This is a genomic window from Pseudomonas sp. v388, assembly GCF_003935425.1.
Lineage (GTDB): Bacteria > Pseudomonadota > Gammaproteobacteria > Pseudomonadales > Pseudomonadaceae > Aquipseudomonas.
In genome coordinates this window covers 170150-194807 of record NZ_RHQN01000007.1, presented here as the reverse complement: position 1 = coordinate 194807, position 24658 = coordinate 170150, and the positions used below count along the sequence as shown (strand labels likewise).

The following is a 24658-nucleotide window of genomic DNA, read 5'->3' as shown; positions in this document are numbered from 1 at the left end:
CTGGTGTGACTCCTGCAACCCCCTGTGAACCACAAGTCGCCGTCGTCCCGCTGAACCTGATCAGCATGGACGACGTGGGCGCCGGCGCCGCCCGCTTCGAAACCTGGCTCAACGAAGTCAGCGGCGGCTGGGTCGATCTGGAGCGCATCCAGCTGGTCGCCGGCACCCTGCCCGTGACGGGCAATATCATGGCGCTGGTCGATGCCTTGGGCGATCTCGCCAGCCTGGCCGAGGGCGATGCGCAGGACGCGTTGCTCTGGGCCAGTCTCGGCATCAACCTGATCGGTCTGCTGCCTGCCCCAGGCACTGCGGCGGCGCGCATGAGCCTGCGGCCGATGCTGGCGCTGGCGCGTCAGGAAATGCGGCGCAACCCCAAGGGTCTGCTCAGCGATGTGCTGATCGAAATCCTCATCGGCCATTTGAATGCCACTCAGGTCGGTACCCTCGACGATTTCATCGACACGGCCCGCAAACAGATCGGCCCGCTGCTGGACGAAGCGGGCAAGCTGGGCGTCGCGATGCTCAACGAAATCGCCGACGGGCTGGTCAACGCTGTCGACGGCCGGCTGGACGCCGGTGCTGACTTCAAAAAAGCCGGGCAGTTGGCCGGCAATGCCGCCGACCAGTTGCTGCACGACCCCAGGACCTCGATCAGCAACCTCTTCTCGGCGGTGGGCCAGGCATCCGCAGCTGCGGGCAAAGGCCTGGTCAATCAGGCCAGCCGGATGCTCCCGGACCAGGCCAGGCCGGCCATCGCCCGACAGGCCCAGGCTCTGCGGGATCTGGGGCCGCCGCTGCTGGCGCGGATGGAGGTGCTCAAGGATGTAAACGGCCCGCACTCGGTTGCCGGGCTGGTGCAGGCGATTGCCACGGCGCTCGAGGCGCGGCGACCGCGTGCTGCCAAGGGCCAGTCCACCCACGTCAAACCCGGCGCCACGACCCATGCCACCCAGGTGGGCCAGGACGGCCAGTTGGGTATGGTCAGCCGACAAGGCCCGGCCAGGCAGCGCGCCAGGGACGACAAGAACTGCGTGTGCCCCGACACCGGCAATCGCATCAGCTACGCCTTGGGCTCAGAATCCTTCAGCCACCAGGATTTCAGCCTGCCCGGCCCGTTCCCCCTGGACTGGAGCCGCACCTATGACTCGCGGCTGGACGCTTTCGATCAGGGCTGGCTGGGTGCGCGCTGGATCACGCCATTCACCACCCGTATCGAGCGGACCAAGGATGGCGTGCGCTTCCACGATGCCGACGGGCGCAGCCATGCCTGGCCGCTGCCCAAGGCGGGTGAATTTCATTTCGACGCCATTGAGTCCCTGACCCTGATTCATGTGGATGCCGAACAGTTGGTGCTGTGTCGCGGCCAGGCCAGTCGTGAGACCTATATGCGGCATGGCGAGCACTACCTGTTGAGCCAGGTCGTGCTGCGCAACGGCGCCGGTCTGCTCTTGCGTCACGCGCATCAGGCTTGCGACCGGCCGGTGCTGTCGGAACTGCTCACCTATCAGGACGACCCGACCCAGGTCCATCGCAGGCTCAGCACGACGATCGACGACCACGGCCGGATCACCGCCGTCTGGGAAGCGAGCGAAGCCGCCGCGCCCCGTCGATTGTGCACCTACCGCTACGACGCCGCGGGCGATCTGATTCACGCTGAAGATGAACATGAGGCGAGCCGCGAGTACCGCTATCAGCAGCATCGGGTCACCCGCTACACCGACCGCACCGGTCGTGGCCTGAATCTGGAATGGCAAGGCGACGGACCTGACGCAAAAGCGGTCCGCGAATGGGCCGACGACGGCAGCTTCGACACCCGACTGCGCTGGGACGTCAATATCCGCCTGACCATCGTCACCGATGCCTTGGGCCAGGACACCCGTCACTACTACGACGAGTTGGGTTACACCTACCGCACGGTTCATCCGGACGGCCGTTCGGAATGGCTGTTCCGCGACGCCGCCAAGAACGTGGTGCGTCACGTCCACCCCGATGGCAGCACTGACCGCTATCGCTACGACGAACGCAGCAATCTGGTGCAGCACATCCGCGCTGACCACAGCCAGGTGCATTACGCCTACGACGATCAGGACCGGCTGATCAAGACCCGAGACGCCGAAGGCGGCCTGTGGCTGCGCGACTACGACGCCCGCGGGCACTTGCAGGAAACCGTCGACCCGCTGGGCCACAAGACCCGCTACACCAACAATGCCGCCGGCTTGCCGGTCAGTGTTGAGGACGCCAAGGGCAACAAAACCCGCCTGGAATACAACGCGGCCGGGCAACTGCTGGCGTACACCGACTGCTCCGGCAAGCGCAGCCGTTGGGACTACAACGCACTGGGTCAGCCGGTGGCTTTCACCGACGCGCAGGGGCAGATTACCCGCTACGAGTATCAGGCCGGTCAACTGGCCAAAGTCCTGCACCCGGACCAGACCGAAGAGCTGTTTCGGCGTGACGCCGAGGGCCGGCTGCTGGCCCATGTCGATCCGCTTGGGCAGCGCACCCACTGGTCCTACAGCGAAGCAGGCCTGTTGACCGAGCGGATCGACGCCGCGCATCAATTGCTGCGTTACCACTGGGACCGGTTGGGCCGCCTGGTAGCGCTGGACAACGAAAACCATCGCCGCACAACTTTCCGCTACGACCCCGTGGGCCGTTTGCTGCGGGAAACCGGTTTCGACGATCGGCTCACCGAGTACCGCTACGAGGAACAGAGCGGAACACTGGCGAGCGTCGTCGACGGCCAGCGGGTCGTTGAGGTCCGCTTCGACCCGCTGGGTCGACTGACCGAGCGCCACGCAAAACTGGGAAGCCACACCCAAAGGGAAACGTTCGCCTACGACGGCAACGGTCGGCTGATCCAGGCCTGCAATCGCGAGAGCCGATTGCAGTGGTTCTTCGATGCCGCCGGCAACCTGCTGCGCGAGCATCAACACTATCTGCAGCTGAATCCGCCGCGCGTTGCAGCGTGGCGACATGAGTACGACGAACTCAACCAGCGTAGCGCCACCGTGCGCCCCGACGGCCATCGGGTCAGCTGGCTGACGTACGGCAGTGGTCATCTGCAAGCCTTGCGTCTGGACGAGCACGACCTGCTCGGCTATGAGCGCGACGACCTGCACCGGGAAATCGCCCGTCACCAAGGCAACCACCTGAGCCAGACCCAGCGCTGGGACCCGGCCGGGCGTCTTCAGGAACAATGGCTGGGTGGCAAAGATGCCACCGCCTTCAACGTGAAACGGGTCTACCACTACGACGCGGCCAGCCAGCTCACCGAGCTGGACGACAGCCGACGCGGTCACCTGAGTTATCAATACGATCCCGTGGGCCGGCTGCTCGCCGCCCACAGCCGACTGGGCCAGGAAACGTTCAAGTTCGACCCGGCCGGCAACCTGCTCCAACCTACTGCCTGGCAGCGGCGCCCGCTGGAACCGAGCAAGGACAGAGAAGCGCTGCTCGATAACGTGCTGCGCGACTATAACGGCCATCGCTACGAGTACGACGAGCGCGGCAACCAGATCCGGCGCTGGCACCAGCACCGGCGCAGCCAGCTGACCTGGGACTTGTTTGACCGGCTGGTCGGCTACAGCGACGAGCGCCTGAGCGTGATGTACGCCTACGATCCGCTGGGCCGCCGCCTGTACAAGCGAGCCCGTTCCCATTACCACCCCGACCCGGCCGCCACTGACGGCTGGAACCAGCTCAAGTACCAGCGCCAGCAGCGCGAAATGGGCTGCGACACCTACATCTATGGCTGGGATGGTGACCAACTGGCGTTCGAAGGCACCCGCGAGCGGGCCGGGTTCAGCGGCAGGATGGTGCATTACATTTACGAACCCGGCACCTTCATCCCCGTCGCCCAAGCCATCCGCCACCAAGGCATCGACCTGCAGCGGATGCCAGACCTCAGCCAGGGCCTGCGCTACCACATCGACCGCGACCCGGCCTGGCAAGACGCGCCCGAACCCCCGCCGTTCGATGCCCTGGCCTGGTACCACTGCGACGCCCTCGGCACCCCGCTGGAACTCACCGACGCCAACGGCCACCTGGCCTGGAGCGCGGAATACCACGCCTGGGGCCAGGTGAAACACCAACGCAGCGCCTGGGCCGAACGCCACAGCCTGAGCAACCCGCTGCGCTTTCAGGGCCAGTACCACGACCACGAAACCGGCCTGCACTACAACCGCCATCGGTACTATGATCCGCAGGTCGGCCGGTTCATCTCCAAGGACCCGATCGGGTTGCTGGGCGGGTTGAATCTGTATGCCTATGCGCCGAATCCGGTGGGGTGGGTTGATCCGTTTGGGTTGAGTGCTGCGGATGGGCATGCGGGGCGGAAACCTCTGTCCATTAAACCCAATCAGAATTACAAATGTCCCTGCAAGAAATGGGAGATAAGTGAGTACGACGAAGTTTGCGAAGGAAATGTCCCGGGAGTGGGGTACGCCAAGTATTTTTACAGTGCTCGGACTGAACAGTGGTGGTCGGTAGACAAAACAGGTCATGGCGGTAGCGCTTGGAAAGTATTTGACGAACATGGGAAATGGGAAAAAGATGCGGACGTTAACGGAAACTACATGGACAAGCACAAAAGCAATGTGGGCAAAGACATAAACTTCAAACAATTAAAATGCAGGAAATTTAAATGATCAATTCGGCTGAAGAATTTGTTCTGCTACGGAGCAGCGAGATTAAAATCGAATACGATCAGTCCACACATGACGAAGCACCCATTTGCGTTTGGCTGGACGTAATCAAAAGATATCCAGAATATCGAACCTGGGTGGCACATAACAAAACGGTTCCAATTGAAGTCCTAGAAGTACTCTGCGGATTTGACGAAAAGATCAGGAGGGATGTAGCAAGAAAACGAAAATTAAGCCTTGCACTTTTCGAACGCTTGGCTAATGATCCTAGCAGTACTGTGCGCGTAGCCGTTGCGGTAAATAAAAAAACCCCACTACACTTACTAGAAAAACTAATTCATGATAACGAAGCGCACGTCGCGGAAATTGCAAGACGCCATTATAAAAACAGAAGCAATACAAAATAACAGCCTGATACCGATGAAGAAATATCAAGGAGCGCCACCTCTAACCACCAAGATCGAATATCTAAAAAGCCACATAAACCTACGTGAAACCGGAACAGTTATGATTGGTTCAGTAGAAGAATTTACTAAGCTCCGCGACAGCACACAAAAAAGCGAATATGACCGACCGGCCCTAGAAGAAGCCCCCCGATCGGTCTGGCTAGACGTCGTTGACAGATATCCTGAGTACGGCAGATAGGTGGCACATAATAAAACAATGCCGCTTGAGACCCTTGATATTATTAGCAGGAAGGATTGCACAACGAGAATAACCGTCGCGGAAAAACGAAAACTCAGTCAAGAACTTTTCGAGCGACTTTTTATCGACGGGAACGCTTTAGTACGTCACGTCATAGCTGGTAACCGAAAAACTCCGATTCCGATTCTGGAGAAGCTGGTGTCGGATACTGACAAGAATGTAGCGAGACTCGCATGTAAAAACCTCGACAAGAGGCGAGTACCTAAAATGCAAAGAGCAGTTGGGGTGGAGCAAGTTTCTCCAGATCCAACATTTTGCAAATGCTGAACCCGCACACGCAGTGAAATCATAAATCTTGGCCAGATAAGAGGTTAGCTTGCACAATTCGACTGAAGCTGTAAAAAAAATCTTTGACGATTACGGCCGTTTCAATGATGGATTAGTAATCTCACTGGGGCACGTACGTAGACCGAATGAAAGGCTTTCCGCAGAAATGATATTCCACGCCAGAAACCAAAGTCTGGATGGGAATGTGTGGAAAAACGTGAAAATCATAGTTAAGGACGTCGAAGAGTTTCATGCTCATGTACGCGGCAATGAAAGTTACTCTATATGTTCAGGAGTAAAGCTTTTAAGGTTCGGGGATGTGTGGTGCATAGACATCGACGGCGATTATGGTAACAACATGGATCCCCAGACAATGGACGATATCAGAAGTTTCGGATGGTGTTACGTAACCGGGCGCACAGTTGAAGTGTACGAACTCGATGATTAGTTTTAGGGTAAGCACGAGGAAGTGAAATGGATGGAGTCCGCGGCTACAGCGAAGCTGAGCTGATTGAGCTATTGAATCATTCTGAAGAGGAAGCCGTTTCGGGCGCTCTGCTCTACATGACATTCAATGCTCAGGACGCCGGCTGGATTCAGGAGATGTTGCTGGAGTTCATAAGCTCCAATAAAAATGACAGTATGCGATGCTTGGCTATTACGTGCTTGGGACATACGGCCAGAATCCACGGCGCAATCAATGAAGAACTTACGATCCCTGCCTTGAAACGCTATCTTGAAAATGAATCCTTGGCCGGACGCGCACGGAGCGCGCTGGATGATATCGAAGTTTTTATATTCCGTAAAAATCGCAAGACCTGAGTGATCCCCATGAACGATAAACCATAATCCAAACCGATAGATCCAACAAAATATTATCCGTCAACCAATGGGAAAACTTTTGACTGGCTATAAAATACTCTGCTATAGAGATTCCTTTGAGTCCTATAAGAGAATAACAAACGATCGCATTCGTGAAATCCCTGCAAGCGCGCAAGATGACTTCGCTCTTCTAGTTTGCGTAAACAATGAGAGGCAAATAGGATTTGATAAATCCTCAAAGGCCCTAGATCTTTTAGGCCTACTATTCAAAGGGTGTTACAGCGCAAGCGGAGATAAGATGCTACACGTAGCACAAGCAGCTTCTCGCTACAGCGGCGGCTACACATTCAAACCTAGGTGCAGCTCTTTCGAAAACATGATTAGGGAACATGAGAAACTTGAGCTAGATGCCAAAAAATTTGAGGTAATGAGCCGGAATGGACGAAGCTGTCCGCAGCCCAATCCGAAAATTTTGACGCCTTTTTTGAAGAGCTCAAAACGACCTATAACCCTAGAGCTGTACCGAAAATTAATTGAGACCTGCCATTACGTCGTTATAGAAGTAGCATCTGGGGAGCATGGCTTCGGGGCATTCGAGGTATTTTCAGATGATCTTACCAATTTTTTTAGCGACCTAAAGTCACTAATGGATGATTCAGGTGAATTATTATTTGTTGAACACTACTTAATTCCCTACCACTGAGCGCACTTACCTCCACGCGAAAGTGCCCAGGGTTGGACGTGGAGGCGGAGGCGGAGTCACTGAGCATGGCGATCTCCATCCGAATTGCAGTGGGAAAAATCACGCTTGCCTCAAACGTAAAGGGACATCGGGATTAGGGCATCGATGCAAAAATTCTCCTCTCTCCAAAGTGAAAGTATCACCGGCAGAGGTATTTGATCATCCAGATGGCCACCCGGACCTCATCGGCCCCGGTCAACCGCCTCACCTCAATGGACCTCACGTTCACGCAACAAATCATAAAAATAGGGAGATAATATCTACCTACCCCTGGAGTGAAAAATGAGTGCATATAAAATACTGTGCTACAGAGATAAATTTGAGTTCTATAAACGGATTACATCTCCAAAAACAAGAGAAATACCTGCAAACGAACAAGATGAATTTGCATTATTAGTCTGCATAACTACAGAAGGGGATATTGGATTTGACGCCTCTGCAGACGCGGCACTGTTATTGGGCGCGCTAGCACAAGGGAGTTATGTGCTCGCAGGGGCTGAGTTGTTTTATGAATCAAATATTTTACCAGCTGAAAGTAGGGCGTATACATTCAGACCGAAAGACCAGTACTTCGGCAATATGATTAAGGCTTACGAAAAGTCAGAGCTCGATGCCAAGAAGTACAAAATAATGAGTCGGCATAGGCGCCCCTGTCCGATTCCAAAAACCACAAGTCTGACGGAGTTCTTAAAGCTTCAAGGGCATCCAATTAATGAGAGACTGTATAAAGAGATAATTGAAAATTGTCATTATGTGACAAAGGAAGTCGGATCCGGCGAGCATGGCCATGGAGCGTTAGAAGTGTTCTCCGATAATCTGGATTTTTTTTTCGATGATCTTAAACGTTTGATCAATGGAAAAGGCGAATTGATTTTTGTCGACCACTCTCAGCTTCCATACCACTGACTATGTCAAAATTTTGGTTATAAATCCCACTAGACTAGTAATCCCGTTTCGTAGATTCGACAGGTAAAATCTGTCGCAGATTCTTCAAAATCGAGATTGTTAGCACAGCTGCCATCGTGCTATGCCCCGTGGGGCGACCGATTCATTTTCCAAGGCCCCGATCGGATTGCTGGGCGGGTTGAATCTGTATGCCTATGCGCCGAATCCGGTGGGGGTGGGTTGATCCGTTTGGGTTGGCGAGTCCGGTCGATGGGAGAAAGTAGGCATTGGAAGGATACGGATCGACAACCGCATGTGATGAACACCAATCAGCAAGTCCATGCGCATTGCCAGTGCAAAAATAGAAAGAAGGAAATCGTCATCAACCAAGATGGCACTCCGAGCCATGAGTCACGTGGAGCTATTTCCGAACTCTCACGTAAAGAGAAAGATCACTTGAGAAATAAGGGGTTTGAGCTATGAAGAAATTTTCAGTTCACGGGACCGAAATCGGAAGTGAGATATCCAACCAGTTGGACGAAATTGTAGTGTACGGCAGCCCTGAAGCCATTCGTGAAATAGGCCTATTTTTGATTCATGCGGCCTACGAAATGTCTAGCAACGGAATAGACCACGTCCATTTACAAGACGAGATAGAAGGATTCACCTACAAAAAACATGCAGACATCATCGCCATGCAGCTGCCTGCCCCGATAAAGAAATAACCTTATTCTGCTGTCATAACTCTAGATGACTGCCAATCAGAAGCATGGACATACAAAACGCCGATTACAATCCAAAGAACAAAACCCAAATCAAAAACCAGAGTTTTCCTTAATCGAATGATAGAGTCCGCAGATGAATTCATTAGGCTACGCGATAGCAGAGAAAAAATGAATATGACCGCTCAGCCATGGATGAAGCACTACCTTCGGTCTTATATGAAGTGACCGAAAGTTTTCCTGAGTATAGTCGATGGGTAGCACATAACAAGACTGTACCCTTAGAAATTCTTGAACGACTAGCTGAAGCTGACGATATGACCAGACAAGTTTCGCGAAAAAACGAAAGCTCTCGAATTCATTATTTGAACGTTTAGCTGCCGATGTCAGCAGGACGGTACGCATAGCAATCGCCGCTAATAGGAAAGTTCCAATGTATATTCTTCAAAAGTTGCTTTACGACGAAGACGAATCTGTCTCAAACACTGCAAACTACAATTGCCTAAGGCGACAGCGTACGGGTGGGCTATAGATGCCGGGTGTGAGTGCCGGAGGATAGCTTGCTATTCAATTAGTGCAGGGCTAGGCAGTACCCCAGAAACATTTGGTTGAAATAACACTTAACTAGCTCTTTACTCTCTAGAGCAAGGACCAATACCAATACCAATGACAAGACCACGAAACCGGCTCGCACGATATGACAGAGTTATAAAATGACAAATAAAAAAGAAATGGACGACCTCGACACTCTTGAAAGAGATCTACTAGAGAACAATATCTCCCTAGAAAAAATCAGAGATCATTTTGCCTTACTAGTATTACACGTCATGGAAAAAACATTATCTCTCAACGCAGACTCGAATATAGCACTGCACTATCTAAAGGAAAACCTATCCACAATTAACACATTGAGAGCAACCGGAACCACTGGGGAAATTTCTACGCACGGATTTGAGGGGCTATGGGATATCGAAAGAAAATACCAAAACTCAAACCCTTTTACAGCAGGAATGGCCAGATGTGTTATCCACTGCCTAGCAGGCTACGAAAGTTGGGAGGAGCAAAATCAAGGTGACCCCACACCTCTAATTTATCTGTACCACGACATAAAAAAAACAAACCCAAATACTACAACAATATTTATTGATCACTTCTATAAGCTAATCAACTAAAACAGGTCGAATTTGAAACTCATGTTACCCCACCAATTATCAATTGCGGTGACTAGCAAGAGATTAATAGAAAAACACTTACAAAACAGAGTGGACAACCATTATAGAATCCGGCAAAGAACTCATGATACCGCCTTTCAGTCGCATCAAAAATGAGTAGGATCGCTCAGCGTTAGACGAGGTTCTCCTATAGCCCGGTACGAGTTGCGGATGTGGATCAGGCCTAAATTTAGATGGCTCGATTCCCGACAAAGGCAGAGGTAAACCCACGTTTTCCAAGAAAACGATTAACTGGCTCGTAGAGCATGGATGGAGCAAACCATTAGAATGAAAATTTCAGACATACAAAAAAAAAATTTTAAGGAGCCTTACAATAACACGGATATTTTCGTGACAGACTACGAAAGCTTCGAAGAGATACCGATAGTGTCTCGTTATAGCAGACTGAAATACTTTAAGCGGGAGCTAGGACTCAAGGGGGTTCGCGATCTTCTAATAAGCCTTTCTATTTTTGTTCTAAAAACCTCACTACTGGTATCAGGAAGAAAAAAAAGCACAAGGGATACTTTTTTTTGCGATCACCTTCACAAACATAGATCGCTACAAAGAAGACAAATTTATAATACCCAAAATATTTATATATCCAGAAGGGCGAGAACTCGGCTTTCCTGAGAAGCTTTACCAACGAAGCGCAAAATCATCTAGCGAGATGAATGCAGTCCGAGAGCTATTCTCAATAAGCGGATCGGAAGACGAGTTTGAATTCATCGAGAGCAGATTTTACGACCCTGCATGCAACGAAGAAATTGTAAGAGTTTACGTGATACCAAAACCAGCGGAGCCATATTGCGAGCCCTAAACACCTGACAATCTCACTCAGGTTTAGCGACATGATATGGCATAGCTTCTTCATGAAAGCGGAAAGCCCTGCAATACTTCTAGGATAAAAATGAGCTTCAATATAGCCTCAATTAAATGGCCCGAAAACGGCCGCGACGCGAACATTTTACTGAGAAAGCTATTCATTAAAGTGCTTGAAAGTGTTGGCATGGAATTCTCGTCACTCGAGCATAACCCTCGAAAAATTGTGGAGAATTATATAAATCTATCAAAAACCAGCTTTGAGTGCATCGAGTATGAAAAACATTACAAGCACCTCTTAGAAAATGAAGGATTCACACGAGATTTCAGAAACCAAAAAGCCATTGATCTCCGAATCGCAGCAATAATGGTTCATATCAATGAAGAAAACTTAGACAACCTAGGGGAGCAGCTGTCATGGTTTATCGAACTGCTCGGTTACAGAGGAGAAAATGAAGAGGCAATTGTGGACATAGTCATCGAATATTTCAGATTAATGTAACACCACATACCGAAACTGGTCAGCCTACAAGCCAGATACTAGACCCACTTTGAACCCACAACAAGCGCATCAAAAAGAAAAACCATGAAATACAAAATCTTATGCTATAGAGACCATTTCGAGAACTTCAGAAAAATAACTTATGCAAGCGTAGGGAGAATCCCTGCTAAACCCAATGATGACTTTGCACGACTGATATTTGTAAATTTGAGGTGTTTTCAGACAACCTGGATTTTTTCTTTGACGAGTTAAAAGATCTAATGGGACAGTCTGGAGAGTTGATTTACATGCATCACACTCAACTGCCTTATGAGGGGCCACTTTAAGCACCACTCAGCTGGGTGAGTCTGACAGTTATGAGCAGCAACCATGTAAATATAAGTTCTCACACAAAAACTCTTCACACTCCAGTGAACAGCATACAATTTTATACACAGAAAAAACCACGTGATAAACTCTGCCGAAGAATTCATGAGACTACGTTCCAGCCAAATCAAACTCGAATATGACCGTTCAGCTTTGGAAGAGGTGCCCATTGAGGTCTGGTATGAGTTGGTTAACGACCACCCGGACTATAGGCAATGGGTGATACACAACAAGATTGTCCCTCTGGAGATTCTCGAATATTTGTATAAGATCTATTCCTCATTGAAACTCCACATCGCACGAAAACGGAAGCTTTCCGTAGAACTATTCGAGCGCTTGTCTGATGACCCGGATAGGTATGTCAGATCCATCATAGCGATAAACAGGAAGACACCATTACCTTTATTGGAGCGTCTTATGCGCGATAAGGTAAAAGACGTAGCTAAAAGCGCGAGAAGAAGTCATGCAGAAAGAACCAAGCCTGCGGCGCCCGCAAATAATGCATGACCGATCCATAATTCTTATCAGAAAGTGGGCACATGTTCTGTCTGCAAAGGAGACATTATGCGTAATGTCCCCTCCAAACAAGAAGATCCTTCATGAGTAGGCGTAGCCTACTCAATCTACAAATAGCCCTTTCCCACAAAACAACTAACCATGAAAAAACTCATCCGCAAAAACGACACCACCACCCACGGCGGCAAAATACTTGGAGACTTCTCCCACACCGACTTCAACGGCGAGCCCTTGGTCGGTGTCGGTCATAGGGTGTTTTGCCCACTCTGCAAAGCCAGCTTTCCCATCCTTGAAGGCAGCGAAACCTTCACCATGAACGGCGTCCCCGTCGCTCTGGAAGGCATGAAAACCGCCTGCGGTGCCACGTTGATCGCAGGCGATCCAAAGGGCGAAGTCATCCGCTGACTCAAGCCGACGACCTGCCCTCCCCCATGTGCGCTCATTTGACACGCATCAACATGTGCAACGCGCAGCCGCCATAGACTGCCGGACATTGCCAGCCTATCCGGGGGGAACGCCCGCATGCTCGACGCCATCCGTTGGGATTCTGATCTGATCCGCCGCTACGATCTGGCCGGACCTCGTTATACGTCCTACCCGACTGCGGTCCAGTTCGACACCCAGGTGGGTGGATTCGACCTGTTGCATGCCTTGCGTGAAAGCCGCAAGGCGGTGCGCCCGTTGTCTTTGTATGTGCACATCCCGTTCTGCGCGAACATTTGTTACTACTGCGCCTGCAACAAGGTGATCACCAAGGATCGTGGGCGGGCGCAGGGTTATCTTCAGCGCCTGGAGCAGGAAATCCAGATGTTGGCCTGTCATCTCGATTCGGGTCAGGCGGTGGAGCAGTTGCACTTTGGCGGCGGGACACCGACGTTTCTCAGTCATGACGAGCTGCGTCAGTTGATGGCGCAGCTGCGCAGCCAGTTCAATCTGCTGGACGATGATTCCGGCGATTACGGCATCGAGATTGACCCGCGCGAAGCGGACTGGTCGACCATGGGCCTGCTGCGGGAATTGGGTTTCAACCGCGTCAGTCTGGGGGTTCAGGATCTGGACCCGGTGGTGCAGCGGGCCGTCAATCGCCTGCAGAGCCTCGATGAAACCCGGGCCATCGTCGAGGCAGCCCGCACTTTGCAGTTTCGCTCGGTGAACATCGACCTGATTTACGGCCTGCCCAGGCAGACGCCTGAAGGTTTTGCCCGCACGGTCGAGGAAATCATCAGCCTGCAGCCGGACCGGCTCTCGGTGTTCAACTATGCGCACTTGCCCGAGCGTTTCATGCCCCAGCGCCGGATCGAAGGTGCGGATCTGCCGGCGCCTGACGTCAAGCTGGCGATGCTCGAACACACGATCCAGCAGCTCACATCTGCGGGTTATCGCTACATCGGCATGGATCATTTCGCATTGCCGGACGATGACCTGGCGATTGCCCAGGAAGAATTGACCCTGCAGCGCAACTTCCAGGGTTACACCACCCACGGCCATTGCGACCTGATCGGGCTTGGGGTGTCGGCAATCAGTCAGATCGGCGATGTATACAGCCAGAACAGCAGCGATCTGAGCGATTACCAGGCACTGCTGTCCAGCGATCAGCTGGCGACCAAGCAAGGCCTGGTGTGCAATGAAGATGACCGGATCCGCCGCGCGGTGATCCAGCAGCTGATCTGCCACTTCGAGCTGAATTTCGAGCAAATCGAAAAGGTGTTCGCCATCGACTTCAGGCGCTACTTTGCCGACGACTGGACCGCGCTCAAGCGCATGGCCAAGGACGGGCTCATCACCCTGAGCGACACTGGCATTGCAGTGCTGCCCGCCGGGCGCCTGTTGGTGCGGTCGGTATGCATGATATTTGACGCGCACCTGACTCAACAGAATCGGCAGCGCTTTTCGCGGGTCATCTGACCGACGTCGGCCTACATCTTGGCCATGACCAGAATCCCGGCCTTGATCTTGTCGCTGTCGCTCGATTGCAACTGGTTCATCAGGATCGACAGGTCAGCGGTGGAGTTGCTGATCTGCCGCTGCAACATGCCCAGCACTGTCTGCAACGCGGTGGCTTTGGTTTGACGCTCATCGTAGGTCAGGCTTTTGTCGCTGAGCACCTTTTGCAGCTGCTCCATGGTTTCCTGGATCTTGCGTTGCAGTTCGCGCACCGCCTTGAGGATCTTCTGCACCGACTCGGGCAACCCGCTCTGCTCGATGTCCGCGTTGCGCGACGAAGCCGACGAGGCTGCCTTGCCGGCGCTGGACAGGTCGACTTTCACCGCCGGCGTCTCCACTGGCGCGGTAACGTTGCGGGTGCTTTCGTCGGCATTCGCAGCGGTCTGGGCCACTGGCGTGCGCACGTTGATACCGTTGAAAACAGGGCCTGAGAGCGACATAAGAGGTGCATCCTGCAGGATTGGACAAGTAAGAGGCTATCGGCCAATACGCCGGTTCCTTGATGTCGCACCCGCCGTTTGAAGCTGGCCGAAGCCGTTGCGTGTGAGTTACCCTTACGACCTATGTGTGATTTCCCACAAGGAATTTAGTGATGTCCGAGCCAGCCAAGTTGCGTGCTCATACACAGGCCCATTGCAAAGACTGCAGCCTTGCACCGCTCTGCCTGCCCCTTTCCCTGAATCTGGAAGACATGGAAGCTCTCGACCAGATCGTCAAACGCGGCCGGCCGCTCAAGAAGGGCGAGTTTCTGTTCCGTCAGGGCGATACCTTCGAGTCGGTGTACGCCGTCCGCTCCGGCGCGTTGAAAACCTTCAACATCAGCGACAGCGGTGAAGAACAGCTCACCGGCTTCCACTTGCCAAGCGAGCTGGTAGGCATGTCCGGGATGGACGCCGAAGCCTACCCGGTGTCGGCCCAGGCACTGGAAACCACGTCAGTGTGTGAAATCCCCTTCGAGCGGCTGGACGAGCTGTCGGTGCAGTTGCCTCAGTTGCGCCGCCAGTTGATGCGGGTAATGAGCCGGGAAATCCGTGACGACCAGCAGATGATGCTGCTGCTGTCGAAGAAAACCGCCGACGAGCGCATCGCCACGTTCCTGGTCAACCTGTCGGCACGTTTCCGGGCACGCGGGTTCTCCGCCAATCAGTTCCGCCTGAGCATGTCGCGCAACGAAATCGGCAATCATCTCGGCCTTGCGGTGGAAACAGTGTCGCGGGTGTTCACCCGGTTCCAGCAGAGCGAGCTGATCGCCGCCGAAGGCAAGGAGATCCACATCCTTGACCCGATCCAGTTGTGCGCCCTGGCGGGCGGCGCAATGGACAGCTGAAAACGTGCGATCCAGGGCTGGTCGGCTTAAACTGTCGGCCAACCTTGCTCCGGATCACTCCAGATGACTGCTGATGAAATGAGTTTCAAATCCCTGATACGCCCGGTGGTGGACTTTCCCAAGCCAGGCGTCATCTTCCGAGACATCACGCCCCTGTTCCAGTCACCCAAGGCCACGCGCCAGGTGATCGACAGCTTCGTACAGCGTTACATCGAGGCTGACTTCAGCCATATCGGCGTGATGGATGCCCGCGGCTTCCTGATCGGCTCGGTCGTGGCCTACGAACTCAACAAACCGCTGGTGCTGTTTCGCAAGCAGGGCAAACTGCCGGCGGACGTCCTGTGCGAAGGCTATAAGACCGAGTACGGCGAGGCCTACCTGGAAGTTCACGCCGACAGCCTGTGCGACGGCGACTCTGTAGTGATGTTCGATGACCTGATTGCCACGGGGGGCACGTTGATCGCAGCGGCCAACCTGATCCGCCGCATGGGCGCTCACATCCACGAAGCCGCAGCGATCATCGACCTGCCGGAACTGGGCGGTTCACGGCGCCTGAACGACCTGAACATCCCGACCTTCTGCCTGACCGAGTTCGCGCTGGACGAGCAGTAATCTCCAACAAACGGCGCACTCCTTGCGCAGCCCGGCCGCCGATTACAGCGCGATGGGTTTGCGACCCGCGAACGAGTGCGCCAGTGTCCCGCCGTCGACCAGATCCAGCTCGCCGCCCAATGGCACGCCGTGGGCGATGCGCGACGCGATCAAGCCCTTCTCATTGAGCAACTGCGCGATGTAATGCGCAGTGGCCTCGCCTTCTACCGTCGGGTTGGTTGCCAGGATCACTTCGGTGAAGGTGCCCTGTTCGGCAACGCGTTCCATCAGTTGTGGAATGCCGATGGCCTCGGGGCCGAGTCCGTCGAGTGGCGAGAGATGGCCCTTGAGCACGAAGTAGCGGCCGCGATAACCGGTCTGCTCCACGGCATAGACATCGGTCGGACCTTCCACCACGCACAGCAGCGTGTCATCGCGCCGCGGATCGGCGCATTGCGGGCAGAGTTCTTCCTCGGTCAGAGTGCGGCAGGCGCGGCAGTGGCCGACACCTTCCATCGCCTGGCTCAGTGCCGACGCCAGACGCGAGCCCCCGCTGCGGTCGCGCTCCAGCAATTGCAAGGCCATGCGTTGCGCAGTTTTCTGACCGACGCCTGGCAGTACACGGAAGGCATCGATCAATTGGCGAATCAGGGGGCTGAAGCTCATTGGAGAAAAGTCCGACATAAACACAAGACGCGGTTTATACCCGCGCCTTGCGGTGAGCGTCAATGTGCGAGCCGGCAAGACGACACGGAACTTTGACAAACCCGGCGAGCCGGTTTCGCTGCCGCTACGCGCCAGATCGCCGCCACGGTGGCGCCTACAGGGTCTGCACCATCAAGGCTTGGAGACCTCGACCACCAGCTTGCCGAAGTTGTGGCCTTCCAGCAGTCCGATGAAGGCTTCGGGCGCGGCTTCCAGCCCGTGGACCACATCTTCCCGGAACTTGATCCGGCCTTCCTTGACCAGCGGCGTCATGGCGTCGATGAACTCGTTGCGGCGCGAGCCATAGGCCTCGAACACAATGAAGCCCTTCATGGTGGCGCGCTTGGTCAACAGCGTGCGCAACAGCAGCGGCAGCTTGTCCGGCCCTTCTGCTTCACCTTGGGCGTTGTACTGCGCAATCACGCCACACACCGGAATTCGAGCACCGGCATTAAGCAGTGGCAGCACGGCATCGAATACCTTGCCGCCCACCAGTTCAAAGTAGACGTCGATACCCTGCCCGCAAGCCTGCTTCAGTTCTTGCGCAAAGTTGTCACTCTTGTGGTCGATACAGGCGTCGAAGCCCAGTTCTTCCACGACGTAGCGGCATTTTTCGGCACCGCCCGCGACACCTACTACACGCAGGCCGTTGAGTTTGGCGACCTGGCCAACCACCGAACCCACCGCGCCGGAAGCTGCCGCCACCACCAGGGTTTCGCCGGCTTTGGGCTGGCCGATGTCCATCAGGCCCATGTAAGCCGTCATCCCGGGCATGCCCAGCACGCCCACCGCCATGGAAGGACTGGGCAAGCCTTCGGGGACTTTCAGCAGCGCAGCGCCATCCTGGATGCTGTGGGTCTGCCAACCGGTCTGACCGACGACCAGTTCGCCGACGTTGAATTTCGGGTTACGCGATTGCTCAACGACGCTGACCGCGCCGCCTTCCATGACCGCATCGATTTCTACAGGGTCTGCATAGGACGGCGCGTCGCTCATGCGACCGCGCATGTAGGGGTCCAGCGACAGATACAGCGTGCGCAGCTGCACCTGCCCGTCTTCAATTTCCGGCAGCGCCTCGCGCTCCAGCCGGAAGTTCTCGGGCGTCGGTCTGCCTTGTGGTCGGGAAGCCAGGACGATGCGCTGGTTGAGGATCAATTCCGGGGTCATAAGTCGGGCTCCTGAATGGTGGGCTATGCAAAGCAGACAGTGCACACCCATGAGCGTTCGCTCTATCGTCGGCAAGGCGGCGCTGACCGCCGGAAAACAGCCAAAAAAAAGCCAGGCACATGGCCTGGCATTTCGTACACAACCCAGACCCCGTGAAAACGTTGCGGCCGAAGGCAAGACAGGGCGAAAACAGGCAAGCGGCAGCTTTCACCCGGCCTTGGGCAGATCAGAACGGCAGCTTCATACCCGGCGGCAATTGCATGCCTGCGGTCATGCCGGCAGTCTTTTCCTGGCTGGTCTGCTCGATCTTGCGCACCGCGTCGTTAACGGCTGCGGCGATCAGGTCTTCCAGCACTTCCTTGTCTTCCTGCATCAGGCTGTCATCGAGGGTGATGCGCTTGACGTCGTGACGACCGGTCATCACCACGCTCACCAGGCCGGCGCCCGATTGACCGGTGACTTCCGCGTTGGCCAGTTCTTCCTGCATCTTGGCCATTTTTTCCTGCATTTGCTGGGCCTGCTTCATCAGGCCAGCCATGCCACCTTTCATCATGGGATATCTCCTCGAAAATGGATGGTTCGTGTGCGCGGCGCCATCAGCGCCGAGCCGTCAGTTAATGAGTCTGCGCCACAGGAGCGTCCACAGGCTTAATCGTATCCTCTCGGATCACCGCGCCAAACTGCTGCAACATCTGCTGGATGAACGGATCGGCGTGGATCGACGCTTCGGCCTGGCGCTGGCGTTCAGCCCTCAGGCGAGCCGCCGCCTGGGCCGGGGTTTCCTGCTCCGGCTTGATCAACTCGATACGCAGATGGATAGCGCGACCCTGCTGTTGGTTCAATGCATCGTTGAGACGACGCTGTTGGGTGGCGTTGAACAGGGCACTGTGCGCCGGGTCCAGGTGCAGCAGCCAGTTGTCGCCGTCGGCCTCGATCAGAGTGCAGTTGGCGGCAATACTGCCGGTCATGCCGGAGATAGGCAACTTCGGAAACAGTTCGAGCCATTCGGCCGCCAGCCCAGTGGCCGGCATCGCTGCAGGCAGGGGCTCGGGTTCGACCGGGTCTTCTTCACCGACGCTGTCGTGGGCCAGCTCATCCAGGTAGCTGTAGGAAGCCGGGTCGATATCAATGTCCGGCTCGACGTAATCATCGTCCAGCGGCGGCTCGTCATCCCGATCCATCGGCGCGGAAATATGCGCAGCATCGGGAACCGATTCAAGCATGGCCGGGGTAACCTGCTCGGCGGCAACCGGCGCACTGGCCTCGAGTTCCGGCGCATCCGGCACAGGGCTGGCGGGCGCCGGTGCAGGCATGGGCGTGAGATCAGGTTGTTCGGCGACGGTGTCGAGCACCGGCTCCGGCGCCTGAGGCACAACCGGTTCGGCGGTCTGCGGCCGTTCAGGCTCAGCGAGCGGCTGAGCCACAGGCGCCTTGGGCTCGTTCCACGGCAGGTCGATTTCTTCGGCCGGTGCAGCCTGGGCCAAGACCGGCGCTGCATGACCGGCAGGTGCCTGAACAGGCGCAGGCTCGATGGCCGGCGCAGGCGCCGCCGCCACCGCAGCAGGCTTGACCGATGCAACCGATGCCGCACCGGCCACCGCAGCCAGGGAATCAGCCGTGGCCTGGCTGATTCCCGCTGGCTTTAGCGGCTGTTTCGGTGCGCCGGCAGTGTCGGCAGGCCGGAACGCCAGCATGCGCAACAGCACCATCTCGAACCCGCCCCGCGGATCGGGTGCCAGTGGCAGGTCGCGACGACCGATCAGGCCCATCTGGTAATAGAACTGCACGTCTTCGGCCGGCAGGGCCTGAGCCAGCGCCAGCACGCGATCACGGTCACCATGGCCATTGTCGACGCCTTCGGGCATCGCCTGGGCAATCGCCACGCGGTGCAGCACGTTGAGCATTTCCGACAGCACGCCGTTCCAGTCCGGTCCCTGCTCGGCCAGATGGCGCACGGCCTCAAGTACGCCACGGGCGTCACCTTCGAGCAAGGCAGTCAGTACGTCGAACACCTGGCCGTGATCCAGCGTACCCAGCATGGCCCGCACATCGGCCGCCATGACCTTGCCTTCACCAAAGGCGATGGCCTGATCGGTCAGGCTCATGGCATCGCGCATCGAACCGTCGGCGGCGCGACCCAATAGCCAGAGCGCGTCGTCTTCGAACGGCACACGCTCGACCCCCAATACGTGGGTCAGGTGCTCTACCACGCGTTCGGGTGTCATGTTCTTGAGCGAGAACTGCAGGCAGCGCGACAGAATGGTTGCCGGCAGCTTTTGCGGATCGGTGGTTGCCAGGATGAACTTGACGTAGGGTGGCGGCTCTTCGAGGGTCTTGAGCAAGGCGTTGAACGAGTGGCTGGACAGCATGTGCACTTCGTCGATCAGGTAGACCTTGAAGCGTCCGCGGCTTGGCGCGTACTGCACGTTGTCCAGCAGCTCGCGGGTATCCTCGACCTTGGTCCGGCTCGCGGCGTCGATCTCGATCAGGTCGACGAAACGGCCCTCGTCGATCTCCTGGCACACTGAACAGGTGCCGCAGGGCGTCGAGGTGATGCCGGTTTCGCAGTTCAGGCACTTGGCGATGATTCGGGCGATGGTGGTCTTGCCGACGCCTCGGGTACCCGTGAAAAGGTAGGCGTGATGCAGGCGCTGGCTGTCCAGCGCATTGATCAGGGCCTTGAGCACATGGGTCTGGCCGACCATTTCGCGGAACGAGCGCGGACGCCATTTACGTGCAAGAACCTGATAACTCATTGAAAACCGTCGCGACTGGAATGCGGAAGACCGCTAATGCTAGCGGAGCAGGGGCAAAATTGCATCTGGTGTCCTGCTGTTATGTGGCTAAGCTATGCAAATGAATGGACCGGCACTCAGAAACAAGAGCTTTTGCCCATTGGAAGGCGTTCGTCCCATGTTTCGAATTGTGCTGTTGCTGTGCGCATTGCTTCTCTTGTCCCGGGCAGCCTTCGCTGCCGGTCCCCCGTTGAGATTTTCGGTCGCCGACAGCTGGTCGATGCCGTTGATTCAGATCGAGGACCACCAGCCGGTCTCCGGCATCCTCTACGACATCATGCAGAGCCTGGCCCGGCAGGTCGACATGACGCCTGAGTACCATGTCCTGCCGCGCCTGCGCGTGCAAACGGCACTGGCCCACGGCGAAGTGGATATCCGCTGCTACGCAGCCCAGGCCTGGGTGCCGGACATTTCCGGCGACTACCTGTGGAGCCTGCCCATCCTGTTCCAGCGCGACCTGCTGATCGCTTCGGCCCAGACGGCCGCCGGTCCCTATCCTGAGCAATTCGACAGTGAAACCATCGGCACCGTCCTGGGCTACAACTACCCTGCGCTGGCGCACCTGTTCGCCAATCATCAATTGATCCGGGAAGATGCGCGCAGCGAGGAACACGCCCTGCGCAAACTGATTGCCGGGCGCTACAACTACGCCGCTGTCAGCGAACGGGTGTTGAGCTGGATCAATCGGGGGCTGCCGAGCAGCCAGCGCCTCAAACCCATCGCCCTGATCAGCGAGCAGGCAGCGGGCTGCATCGTGCGTAACGACCCCGCCCTGCCGGCACAGGCAATTCTTCGCACGCTGGTGCGCATGCGAGTGTCGGGAGAGATCGATCGAATCGTCGAGCGCTATAGCGCGCCTGCCGACCACAGCATTGACGTGCTGCGAAGGTAATCGCCGCATTCTGAATGGCGAACGGGAAGTGTCTTACGAAGGTTACAAATGGATGAATTTATCAGCCGATCTGTAACGAAACCGAGTTGACCTGCCCTCGTTTTTTGTATTTCTTTCAAGGCTCCAATCACCTTGCAAGGAAGCAAGAACATGAGCACAACAACCTCTTCCACCCCGCCCCTCAAGCACCGTGAAGCCACTGAGCTGATCGTGGTGCACTGCTCCGCCACCGGGCCGCAGGCTGACATCGGTGTTGCCCAGATTACCCAATGGCACAAGCAACGCGGCTTCGACACCGTGGGCTACCACTACGTGATCCGCCGCAACGGCACGCGCGAAACCGGCCGCCCGGAAAGCGCCATCGGCGCCCATGTGCGCGGCCACAATAGCAAATCCATCGGCGTATGCCTGGCAGGCGGCGTCGATTCCCAAGGCAAGCCCCACAACAACTTTACCGCCGAGCAGTTCGCCACTCTGGAAGCGCTCCTGCGGGAACTCAAGGGGCGCTATCCCCAGGCGCGCATCCTTGGCCATCGCGATCTGTCTCCGGACAAGAACGGTGATGGCCGGATTACCCCGGATGAGTTCATCAAGGCGTGCCCGTCGTTCGATGTAGCCCAGTGGCTGGATCAGCGTCAGATCGTCAACGCCTGAGCCTGACCCTGCACGACGACGGATTTCCGCCGGCGAACCGTCGTCGTGCCTGGAGCGCGCCTGGACATGAAACGACAGGCATGCACACGCAGCGGAGCACAACGTCGGGCATCGTAAGGGAGAAATCAGGGACAGTATGAAGTGCACGCGAGCCACCAGGCGGTGACGGTGCGGCGGCGAAGCGCCAGAATCGACAGGGTTCGTCAGGTGGTAACCCCACCAGCCACACCCCGGCACACAATGTTCCCGCTGTGGCTGCTTCCTTCCGGATCTGACCAGGTTCACGGGTAATCGTTGCGGGGGGACCGATGGGGTCACCATAACGACACTCACCAGTTGGCGAGCCGCGCCATTGTACCGGTCTGGCGCGAAGTTACAACCGTTGACACGGATAAAAATTCGAAGAAGCTCAAGCACTTGTAAGAGTGCACCGAACGCCGCCGCCAGCAGCGGTCGACCGGGCAGCTGCGCCGATGCGTTCGATATCTGCGGACTGTTGCCTGCCCACACTGTAATCTTCACGGACATGACACAGCCAGGAAGTTGCCATGCAGACTCGATTGGTCGGCTATCACGAACTCGATGACACCCAGCGCCGCGAGCTTGAACAGCTTGAGGTTCAGCTCGAACAACAGGCGTATTGCGGAGATATTCATTCGGCGCTCAATACGCTGCTGGTGCGACCCAACCCCAATATTCAGGGTTTCGTGCTTCTGGCAGATGAACATCCGGTGGGGTTTTTGATGCTCAAGCGCGACGATTGCCTGCCGCACTGGGCGCAGGCGGGAACCGCGACTTTGCACGCGCTGCAGATTGACTATCGGCTGCAGGGCCAAGGGCTGGGCAAAGCCTGTCTGCAAGAGCTGCCTGCAGCGGTGCGCAGGACCTGGCCGGAAATCGAGCAGGTGATGCTGTCGGTGGATGCCGACAATCTGCCGGCCATGAGCCTGTACACCCGCCTGGGCTGGGACGATACCGGCGAAGCGTATCGCGGGCGGATCGGTTTCGAGCGGCGCATGACGTTGCGGGTGTAGCCAGGACCTATAGGAGCGCGCTTGCCCGCGCCGCCTTCCATTCGGGTATGTCGCGATTGTGTGGGAGCCAGCTTGCTGGCGAACCAATACTCCAGCAACCAGCGTTCTGCCCTGCCACCGCCCCCCCTCGCGGGCCAGTGCGCTCACGCAGGGCGCAACACCTCATCCGCCTTGCCGCCTGCGTTCTGTATCACCAGGTGGATGAAGTGCAGCTTGGTGATGACCGCCGGCGGCAGGACGAAGGGATAGAAATCCGGTTGGCCCATGCTGCGTGACAGCTCATTCAGCATGCCGGCCAGCTCGATCCACGCATTGACGAACGACAGGAAGGCCGGGCCGCCGGGGTGTTGCGGGTCGTACAGGGTCTGGAGCGGAAACGGCTGGTAGTCCAGCTCCATTTCCCGGGCGCTCATGCCGAAGCCCAAGGCGGTGTCGACCGCGTCCATCATGTGCAGGTAATGCGCCCAGGTTTCCGCCCAGTCCTCCCAGGGATGCATGGTCGCGTAGGCGCTGACGAAGCTTTGCTGCCAATCGTCCGGCGCGCCGTTCTGATAGTGGTGCTCCAGCGCATCCGCGTAGCTGGCCCGCTCGTCCCCGAACAGATGCCGAAACCCGTCCTGCCACCAGGTATCGGCAATCAGCCGGTCCCAGTAATAATGTCCGACTTCGTGGCGGAAATGGCCGAGCAGGGTTCGGTAAGGCTCGTGCATCTGAACGCGCATCGCCTCGCGATGGGCGTCGTCCGCTTCCTCGATATTGAGGGTGATCAGGCCACCCGCGTGGCCGGTGGTGGGCGGCTGACCTTCCAGATCGACACCAATGAAGTCGAACGCAAGGCCGTTTTGCTCATCGACGCTTTTGGGAATGACTTCAAGACCCAGGGCGATCAGTTGCGCGACCATACGCCGCTTGGCAGCCTCCACCTTGCGCCAGCGCTCGGGATTTTCCGCCACGGACAGGTCGGGAATGGTGCGATTCAGGCTGCATGCCGTACAGAACTCGCCATTGTCATGCGCCGGAAACAACCAGTTGCACGCCGCCGGGGTGTCGAGATTGGCGCAGCGCCGATACAAGGCTCCATCGGCATCCCCGCTGACACGCCAGGTGCCGGGTTCGCCAGCAGGCTCCAGGGCGACCACCCGCGCCTGTTCCGGCAGATAGCCCAAGGCTGCCGAACAGGCCAGGCATTGGGAGTTCTGGAAGAACACCGACTGCCCGCACCGGCAAGACCATACCTTGCTGTTGCGCCGGGTCTCGCCAATGAAAGGCGCAGCGATACGTGAACTCAGTTGCTCGAAAAAACGGTACATGGTGATCTCCCGTGGGCCTGGCAGGCACTAGAT

At 56.3% G+C, this 24658-nt stretch carries 23 protein-coding genes and 1 other RNA gene; 17 read left to right on the top strand and 7 right to left on the bottom strand.

Annotated elements, in window-relative coordinates; translation table 11 throughout:
- Positions 1-5: 5 nt before the first annotated feature.
- From EGJ27_RS17715 to hemN, 12 genes are all read left to right on the top strand, one after another.
- Complete coding sequence (locus tag EGJ27_RS17715) at positions 6-4649, top strand: RHS repeat-associated core domain-containing protein (protein WP_158619362.1); 4644 nt, start codon at positions 6-8, stop codon at positions 4647-4649.
- A complete protein-coding gene (locus EGJ27_RS17710) occupies positions 4646-5053 on the top strand; it encodes a hypothetical protein (RefSeq protein ID WP_125832034.1) in 408 nt (135 codons plus the stop codon). The genes EGJ27_RS17715 and EGJ27_RS17710 overlap by 4 nt, the downstream gene beginning before the upstream one ends.
- A gap of 1039 nt (positions 5054-6092) precedes the next feature.
- The gene (locus tag EGJ27_RS17700) at positions 6093-6440 is read left to right on the top strand and encodes a hypothetical protein (protein ID WP_125832033.1); all 348 of its coding nucleotides are present in this window, start codon (positions 6093-6095) and stop codon (positions 6438-6440) included.
- A gap of 79 nt (positions 6441-6519) precedes the next feature.
- Complete coding sequence (locus EGJ27_RS17695; protein ID WP_125832032.1) at positions 6520-7143, top strand: hypothetical protein; 624 nt, start codon at positions 6520-6522, stop codon at positions 7141-7143.
- 321 nt (positions 7144-7464) lie between these two features.
- Positions 7465-8088: a hypothetical protein gene (locus tag EGJ27_RS17690; protein ID WP_125832031.1), complete on the top strand. Its 624-nt coding sequence runs from the start codon at positions 7465-7467 to the stop codon at positions 8086-8088.
- Positions 8089-8546: 458 nt separating this feature from the next.
- Complete coding sequence (locus tag EGJ27_RS17680; protein WP_125832030.1) at positions 8547-8792, top strand: hypothetical protein; 246 nt, start codon at positions 8547-8549, stop codon at positions 8790-8792.
- Positions 8793-9502: 710 nt separating this feature from the next.
- A complete protein-coding gene (locus EGJ27_RS17670) occupies positions 9503-9961 on the top strand; it encodes a hypothetical protein (protein WP_125832029.1) in 459 nt (152 codons plus the stop codon).
- A 309-nt stretch (positions 9962-10270) separates the two neighbouring features.
- Positions 10271-10633 (top strand): Imm15 family immunity protein, encoded by a 363-nt coding sequence (locus tag EGJ27_RS25345; RefSeq protein WP_125832028.1) that lies wholly within the window; start codon positions 10271-10273, stop codon positions 10631-10633.
- Positions 10634-10910: 277 nt separating this feature from the next.
- Complete coding sequence (locus EGJ27_RS17660; protein WP_125832027.1) at positions 10911-11324, top strand: hypothetical protein; 414 nt, start codon at positions 10911-10913, stop codon at positions 11322-11324.
- Between the two features lie 471 nt (positions 11325-11795).
- The gene (locus tag EGJ27_RS17655; RefSeq protein ID WP_125832026.1) at positions 11796-12197 is read left to right on the top strand and encodes a hypothetical protein; all 402 of its coding nucleotides are present in this window, start codon (positions 11796-11798) and stop codon (positions 12195-12197) included.
- Between the two features lie 150 nt (positions 12198-12347).
- Positions 12348-12611: a PAAR domain-containing protein gene (locus EGJ27_RS17650; RefSeq protein ID WP_125832025.1), complete on the top strand. Its 264-nt coding sequence runs from the start codon at positions 12348-12350 to the stop codon at positions 12609-12611.
- Between the two features lie 117 nt (positions 12612-12728).
- On the top strand, positions 12729-14111 hold the full coding sequence (hemN, locus tag EGJ27_RS17645) for an oxygen-independent coproporphyrinogen III oxidase (protein ID WP_125832024.1): 1383 nt from the start codon (positions 12729-12731) through the stop codon (positions 14109-14111).
- A gap of 11 nt (positions 14112-14122) precedes the next feature.
- Here the strand turns inward: hemN and EGJ27_RS17640 are convergent, their stop codons facing one another.
- Positions 14123-14590, bottom strand: coding sequence for a chemotaxis protein (locus tag EGJ27_RS17640; RefSeq protein WP_125832023.1), 468 nt, complete (start codon positions 14588-14590; stop codon positions 14123-14125).
- A 152-nt stretch (positions 14591-14742) separates the two neighbouring features.
- Here EGJ27_RS17640 and fnr point away from each other — a divergent pair, with 152 nt between their 5' ends.
- On the top strand, positions 14743-15477 hold the full coding sequence (gene fnr / locus EGJ27_RS17635) for a fumarate/nitrate reduction transcriptional regulator Fnr (RefSeq protein WP_125832022.1): 735 nt from the start codon (positions 14743-14745) through the stop codon (positions 15475-15477).
- 63 nt (positions 15478-15540) lie between these two features.
- The gene (locus EGJ27_RS17630) at positions 15541-16089 is read left to right on the top strand and encodes an adenine phosphoribosyltransferase (RefSeq protein ID WP_125832021.1); all 549 of its coding nucleotides are present in this window, start codon (positions 15541-15543) and stop codon (positions 16087-16089) included.
- A gap of 42 nt (positions 16090-16131) precedes the next feature.
- On the opposite strand, the gene recR is transcribed toward EGJ27_RS17630, so the two are convergent.
- From recR to dnaX, 4 genes are all read right to left on the bottom strand, one after another.
- Positions 16132-16734, bottom strand: coding sequence for a recombination mediator RecR (gene recR / locus EGJ27_RS17625; protein ID WP_125832020.1), 603 nt, complete (start codon positions 16732-16734; stop codon positions 16132-16134).
- A 171-nt stretch (positions 16735-16905) separates the two neighbouring features.
- Positions 16906-17940: an NADP-dependent oxidoreductase gene (locus EGJ27_RS17620; protein ID WP_125832019.1), complete on the bottom strand. Its 1035-nt coding sequence runs from the start codon at positions 17938-17940 to the stop codon at positions 16906-16908.
- A gap of 226 nt (positions 17941-18166) precedes the next feature.
- Entirely contained in the window at positions 18167-18493 is a 327-nt protein-coding gene (locus tag EGJ27_RS17615; RefSeq protein ID WP_125832018.1) for a YbaB/EbfC family nucleoid-associated protein, read from the bottom strand.
- Between the two features lie 61 nt (positions 18494-18554).
- Entirely contained in the window at positions 18555-20696 is a 2142-nt protein-coding gene (dnaX, locus tag EGJ27_RS17610) for a DNA polymerase III subunit gamma/tau (protein WP_125832017.1), read from the bottom strand.
- A gap of 157 nt (positions 20697-20853) precedes the next feature.
- On the opposite strand from dnaX, the gene EGJ27_RS17605 reads away from it, so the two are divergent.
- Together EGJ27_RS17605 and EGJ27_RS17600 are read left to right on the top strand one after the other, a co-directional pair.
- Positions 20854-21627, top strand: a complete 774-nt coding sequence (locus EGJ27_RS17605) for an ABC transporter substrate-binding protein (protein ID WP_125832016.1) — start codon at positions 20854-20856, stop codon at positions 21625-21627.
- 150 nt (positions 21628-21777) lie between these two features.
- Positions 21778-22281: an N-acetylmuramoyl-L-alanine amidase gene (locus EGJ27_RS17600; protein ID WP_125832015.1), complete on the top strand. Its 504-nt coding sequence runs from the start codon at positions 21778-21780 to the stop codon at positions 22279-22281.
- 214 nt (positions 22282-22495) lie between these two features.
- On the opposite strand, the gene ffs is transcribed toward EGJ27_RS17600, so the two are convergent.
- An RNA gene (gene ffs, locus EGJ27_RS17595) (signal recognition particle sRNA small type) lies at positions 22496-22592 on the bottom strand.
- A 237-nt stretch (positions 22593-22829) separates the two neighbouring features.
- Between ffs and EGJ27_RS17590 the strand changes: the two genes are divergently transcribed.
- A complete protein-coding gene (locus EGJ27_RS17590) occupies positions 22830-23315 on the top strand; it encodes an N-acetyltransferase (RefSeq protein ID WP_125832014.1) in 486 nt (161 codons plus the stop codon).
- A 143-nt stretch (positions 23316-23458) separates the two neighbouring features.
- Here EGJ27_RS17590 and EGJ27_RS17585 read toward each other — a convergent pair whose 3' ends face one another.
- Complete coding sequence (locus EGJ27_RS17585; RefSeq protein WP_125832013.1) at positions 23459-24625, bottom strand: putative zinc-binding metallopeptidase; 1167 nt, start codon at positions 24623-24625, stop codon at positions 23459-23461.
- Positions 24626-24658: the final 33 nt, after the last annotated feature.

What these genes read in the sequence shown, in the direction of transcription:
- EGJ27_RS17680 (WP_125832030.1), top strand. Translation starts at nt 8,547, where the DNA reads ATGAAGAAATTTTCAGTTCACGGGACCGAAATCGGAAGTGAGATATCC.
- EGJ27_RS17710 (WP_125832034.1), top strand. Translation starts at nt 4,646, where the DNA reads ATGATCAATTCGGCTGAAGAATTTGTTCTGCTACGGAGCAGCGAGATT.
- EGJ27_RS17630 (WP_125832021.1), top strand. Translation starts at nt 15,541, where the DNA reads ATGACTGCTGATGAAATGAGTTTCAAATCCCTGATACGCCCGGTGGTG.
- EGJ27_RS17655 (WP_125832026.1), top strand. Translation starts at nt 11,796, where the DNA reads ATGAGACTACGTTCCAGCCAAATCAAACTCGAATATGACCGTTCAGCT.
- EGJ27_RS17640 (WP_125832023.1), bottom strand. Translation starts at nt 14,590, where the DNA reads ATGTCGCTCTCAGGCCCTGTTTTCAACGGTATCAACGTGCGCACGCCA.
- hemN (WP_125832024.1), top strand. Translation starts at nt 12,729, where the DNA reads ATGCTCGACGCCATCCGTTGGGATTCTGATCTGATCCGCCGCTACGAT.
- EGJ27_RS17590 (WP_125832014.1), top strand. Translation starts at nt 22,830, where the DNA reads ATGCAGACTCGATTGGTCGGCTATCACGAACTCGATGACACCCAGCGC.
- fnr (WP_125832022.1), top strand. Translation starts at nt 14,743, where the DNA reads ATGTCCGAGCCAGCCAAGTTGCGTGCTCATACACAGGCCCATTGCAAA.
- dnaX (WP_125832017.1), bottom strand. Translation starts at nt 20,696, where the DNA reads ATGAGTTATCAGGTTCTTGCACGTAAATGGCGTCCGCGCTCGTTCCGC.
- EGJ27_RS17605 (WP_125832016.1), top strand. Translation starts at nt 20,854, where the DNA reads ATGTTTCGAATTGTGCTGTTGCTGTGCGCATTGCTTCTCTTGTCCCGG.
- EGJ27_RS17700 (WP_125832033.1), top strand. Translation starts at nt 6,093, where the DNA reads ATGGATGGAGTCCGCGGCTACAGCGAAGCTGAGCTGATTGAGCTATTG.
- EGJ27_RS17620 (WP_125832019.1), bottom strand. Translation starts at nt 17,940, where the DNA reads ATGACCCCGGAATTGATCCTCAACCAGCGCATCGTCCTGGCTTCCCGA.
- EGJ27_RS17660 (WP_125832027.1), top strand. Translation starts at nt 10,911, where the DNA reads ATGAGCTTCAATATAGCCTCAATTAAATGGCCCGAAAACGGCCGCGAC.
- EGJ27_RS25345 (WP_125832028.1), top strand. Translation starts at nt 10,271, where the DNA reads ATGGAGCAAACCATTAGAATGAAAATTTCAGACATACAAAAAAAAAAT.
- EGJ27_RS17585 (WP_125832013.1), bottom strand. Translation starts at nt 24,625, where the DNA reads ATGTACCGTTTTTTCGAGCAACTGAGTTCACGTATCGCTGCGCCTTTC.
- EGJ27_RS17690 (WP_125832031.1), top strand. Translation starts at nt 7,465, where the DNA reads ATGAGTGCATATAAAATACTGTGCTACAGAGATAAATTTGAGTTCTAT.
- EGJ27_RS17615 (WP_125832018.1), bottom strand. Translation starts at nt 18,493, where the DNA reads ATGATGAAAGGTGGCATGGCTGGCCTGATGAAGCAGGCCCAGCAAATG.
- EGJ27_RS17600 (WP_125832015.1), top strand. Translation starts at nt 21,778, where the DNA reads ATGAGCACAACAACCTCTTCCACCCCGCCCCTCAAGCACCGTGAAGCC.
- recR (WP_125832020.1), bottom strand. Translation starts at nt 16,734, where the DNA reads ATGAGCTTCAGCCCCCTGATTCGCCAATTGATCGATGCCTTCCGTGTA.
- EGJ27_RS17650 (WP_125832025.1), top strand. Translation starts at nt 12,348, where the DNA reads ATGAAAAAACTCATCCGCAAAAACGACACCACCACCCACGGCGGCAAA.
- EGJ27_RS17670 (WP_125832029.1), top strand. Translation starts at nt 9,503, where the DNA reads ATGACAAATAAAAAAGAAATGGACGACCTCGACACTCTTGAAAGAGAT.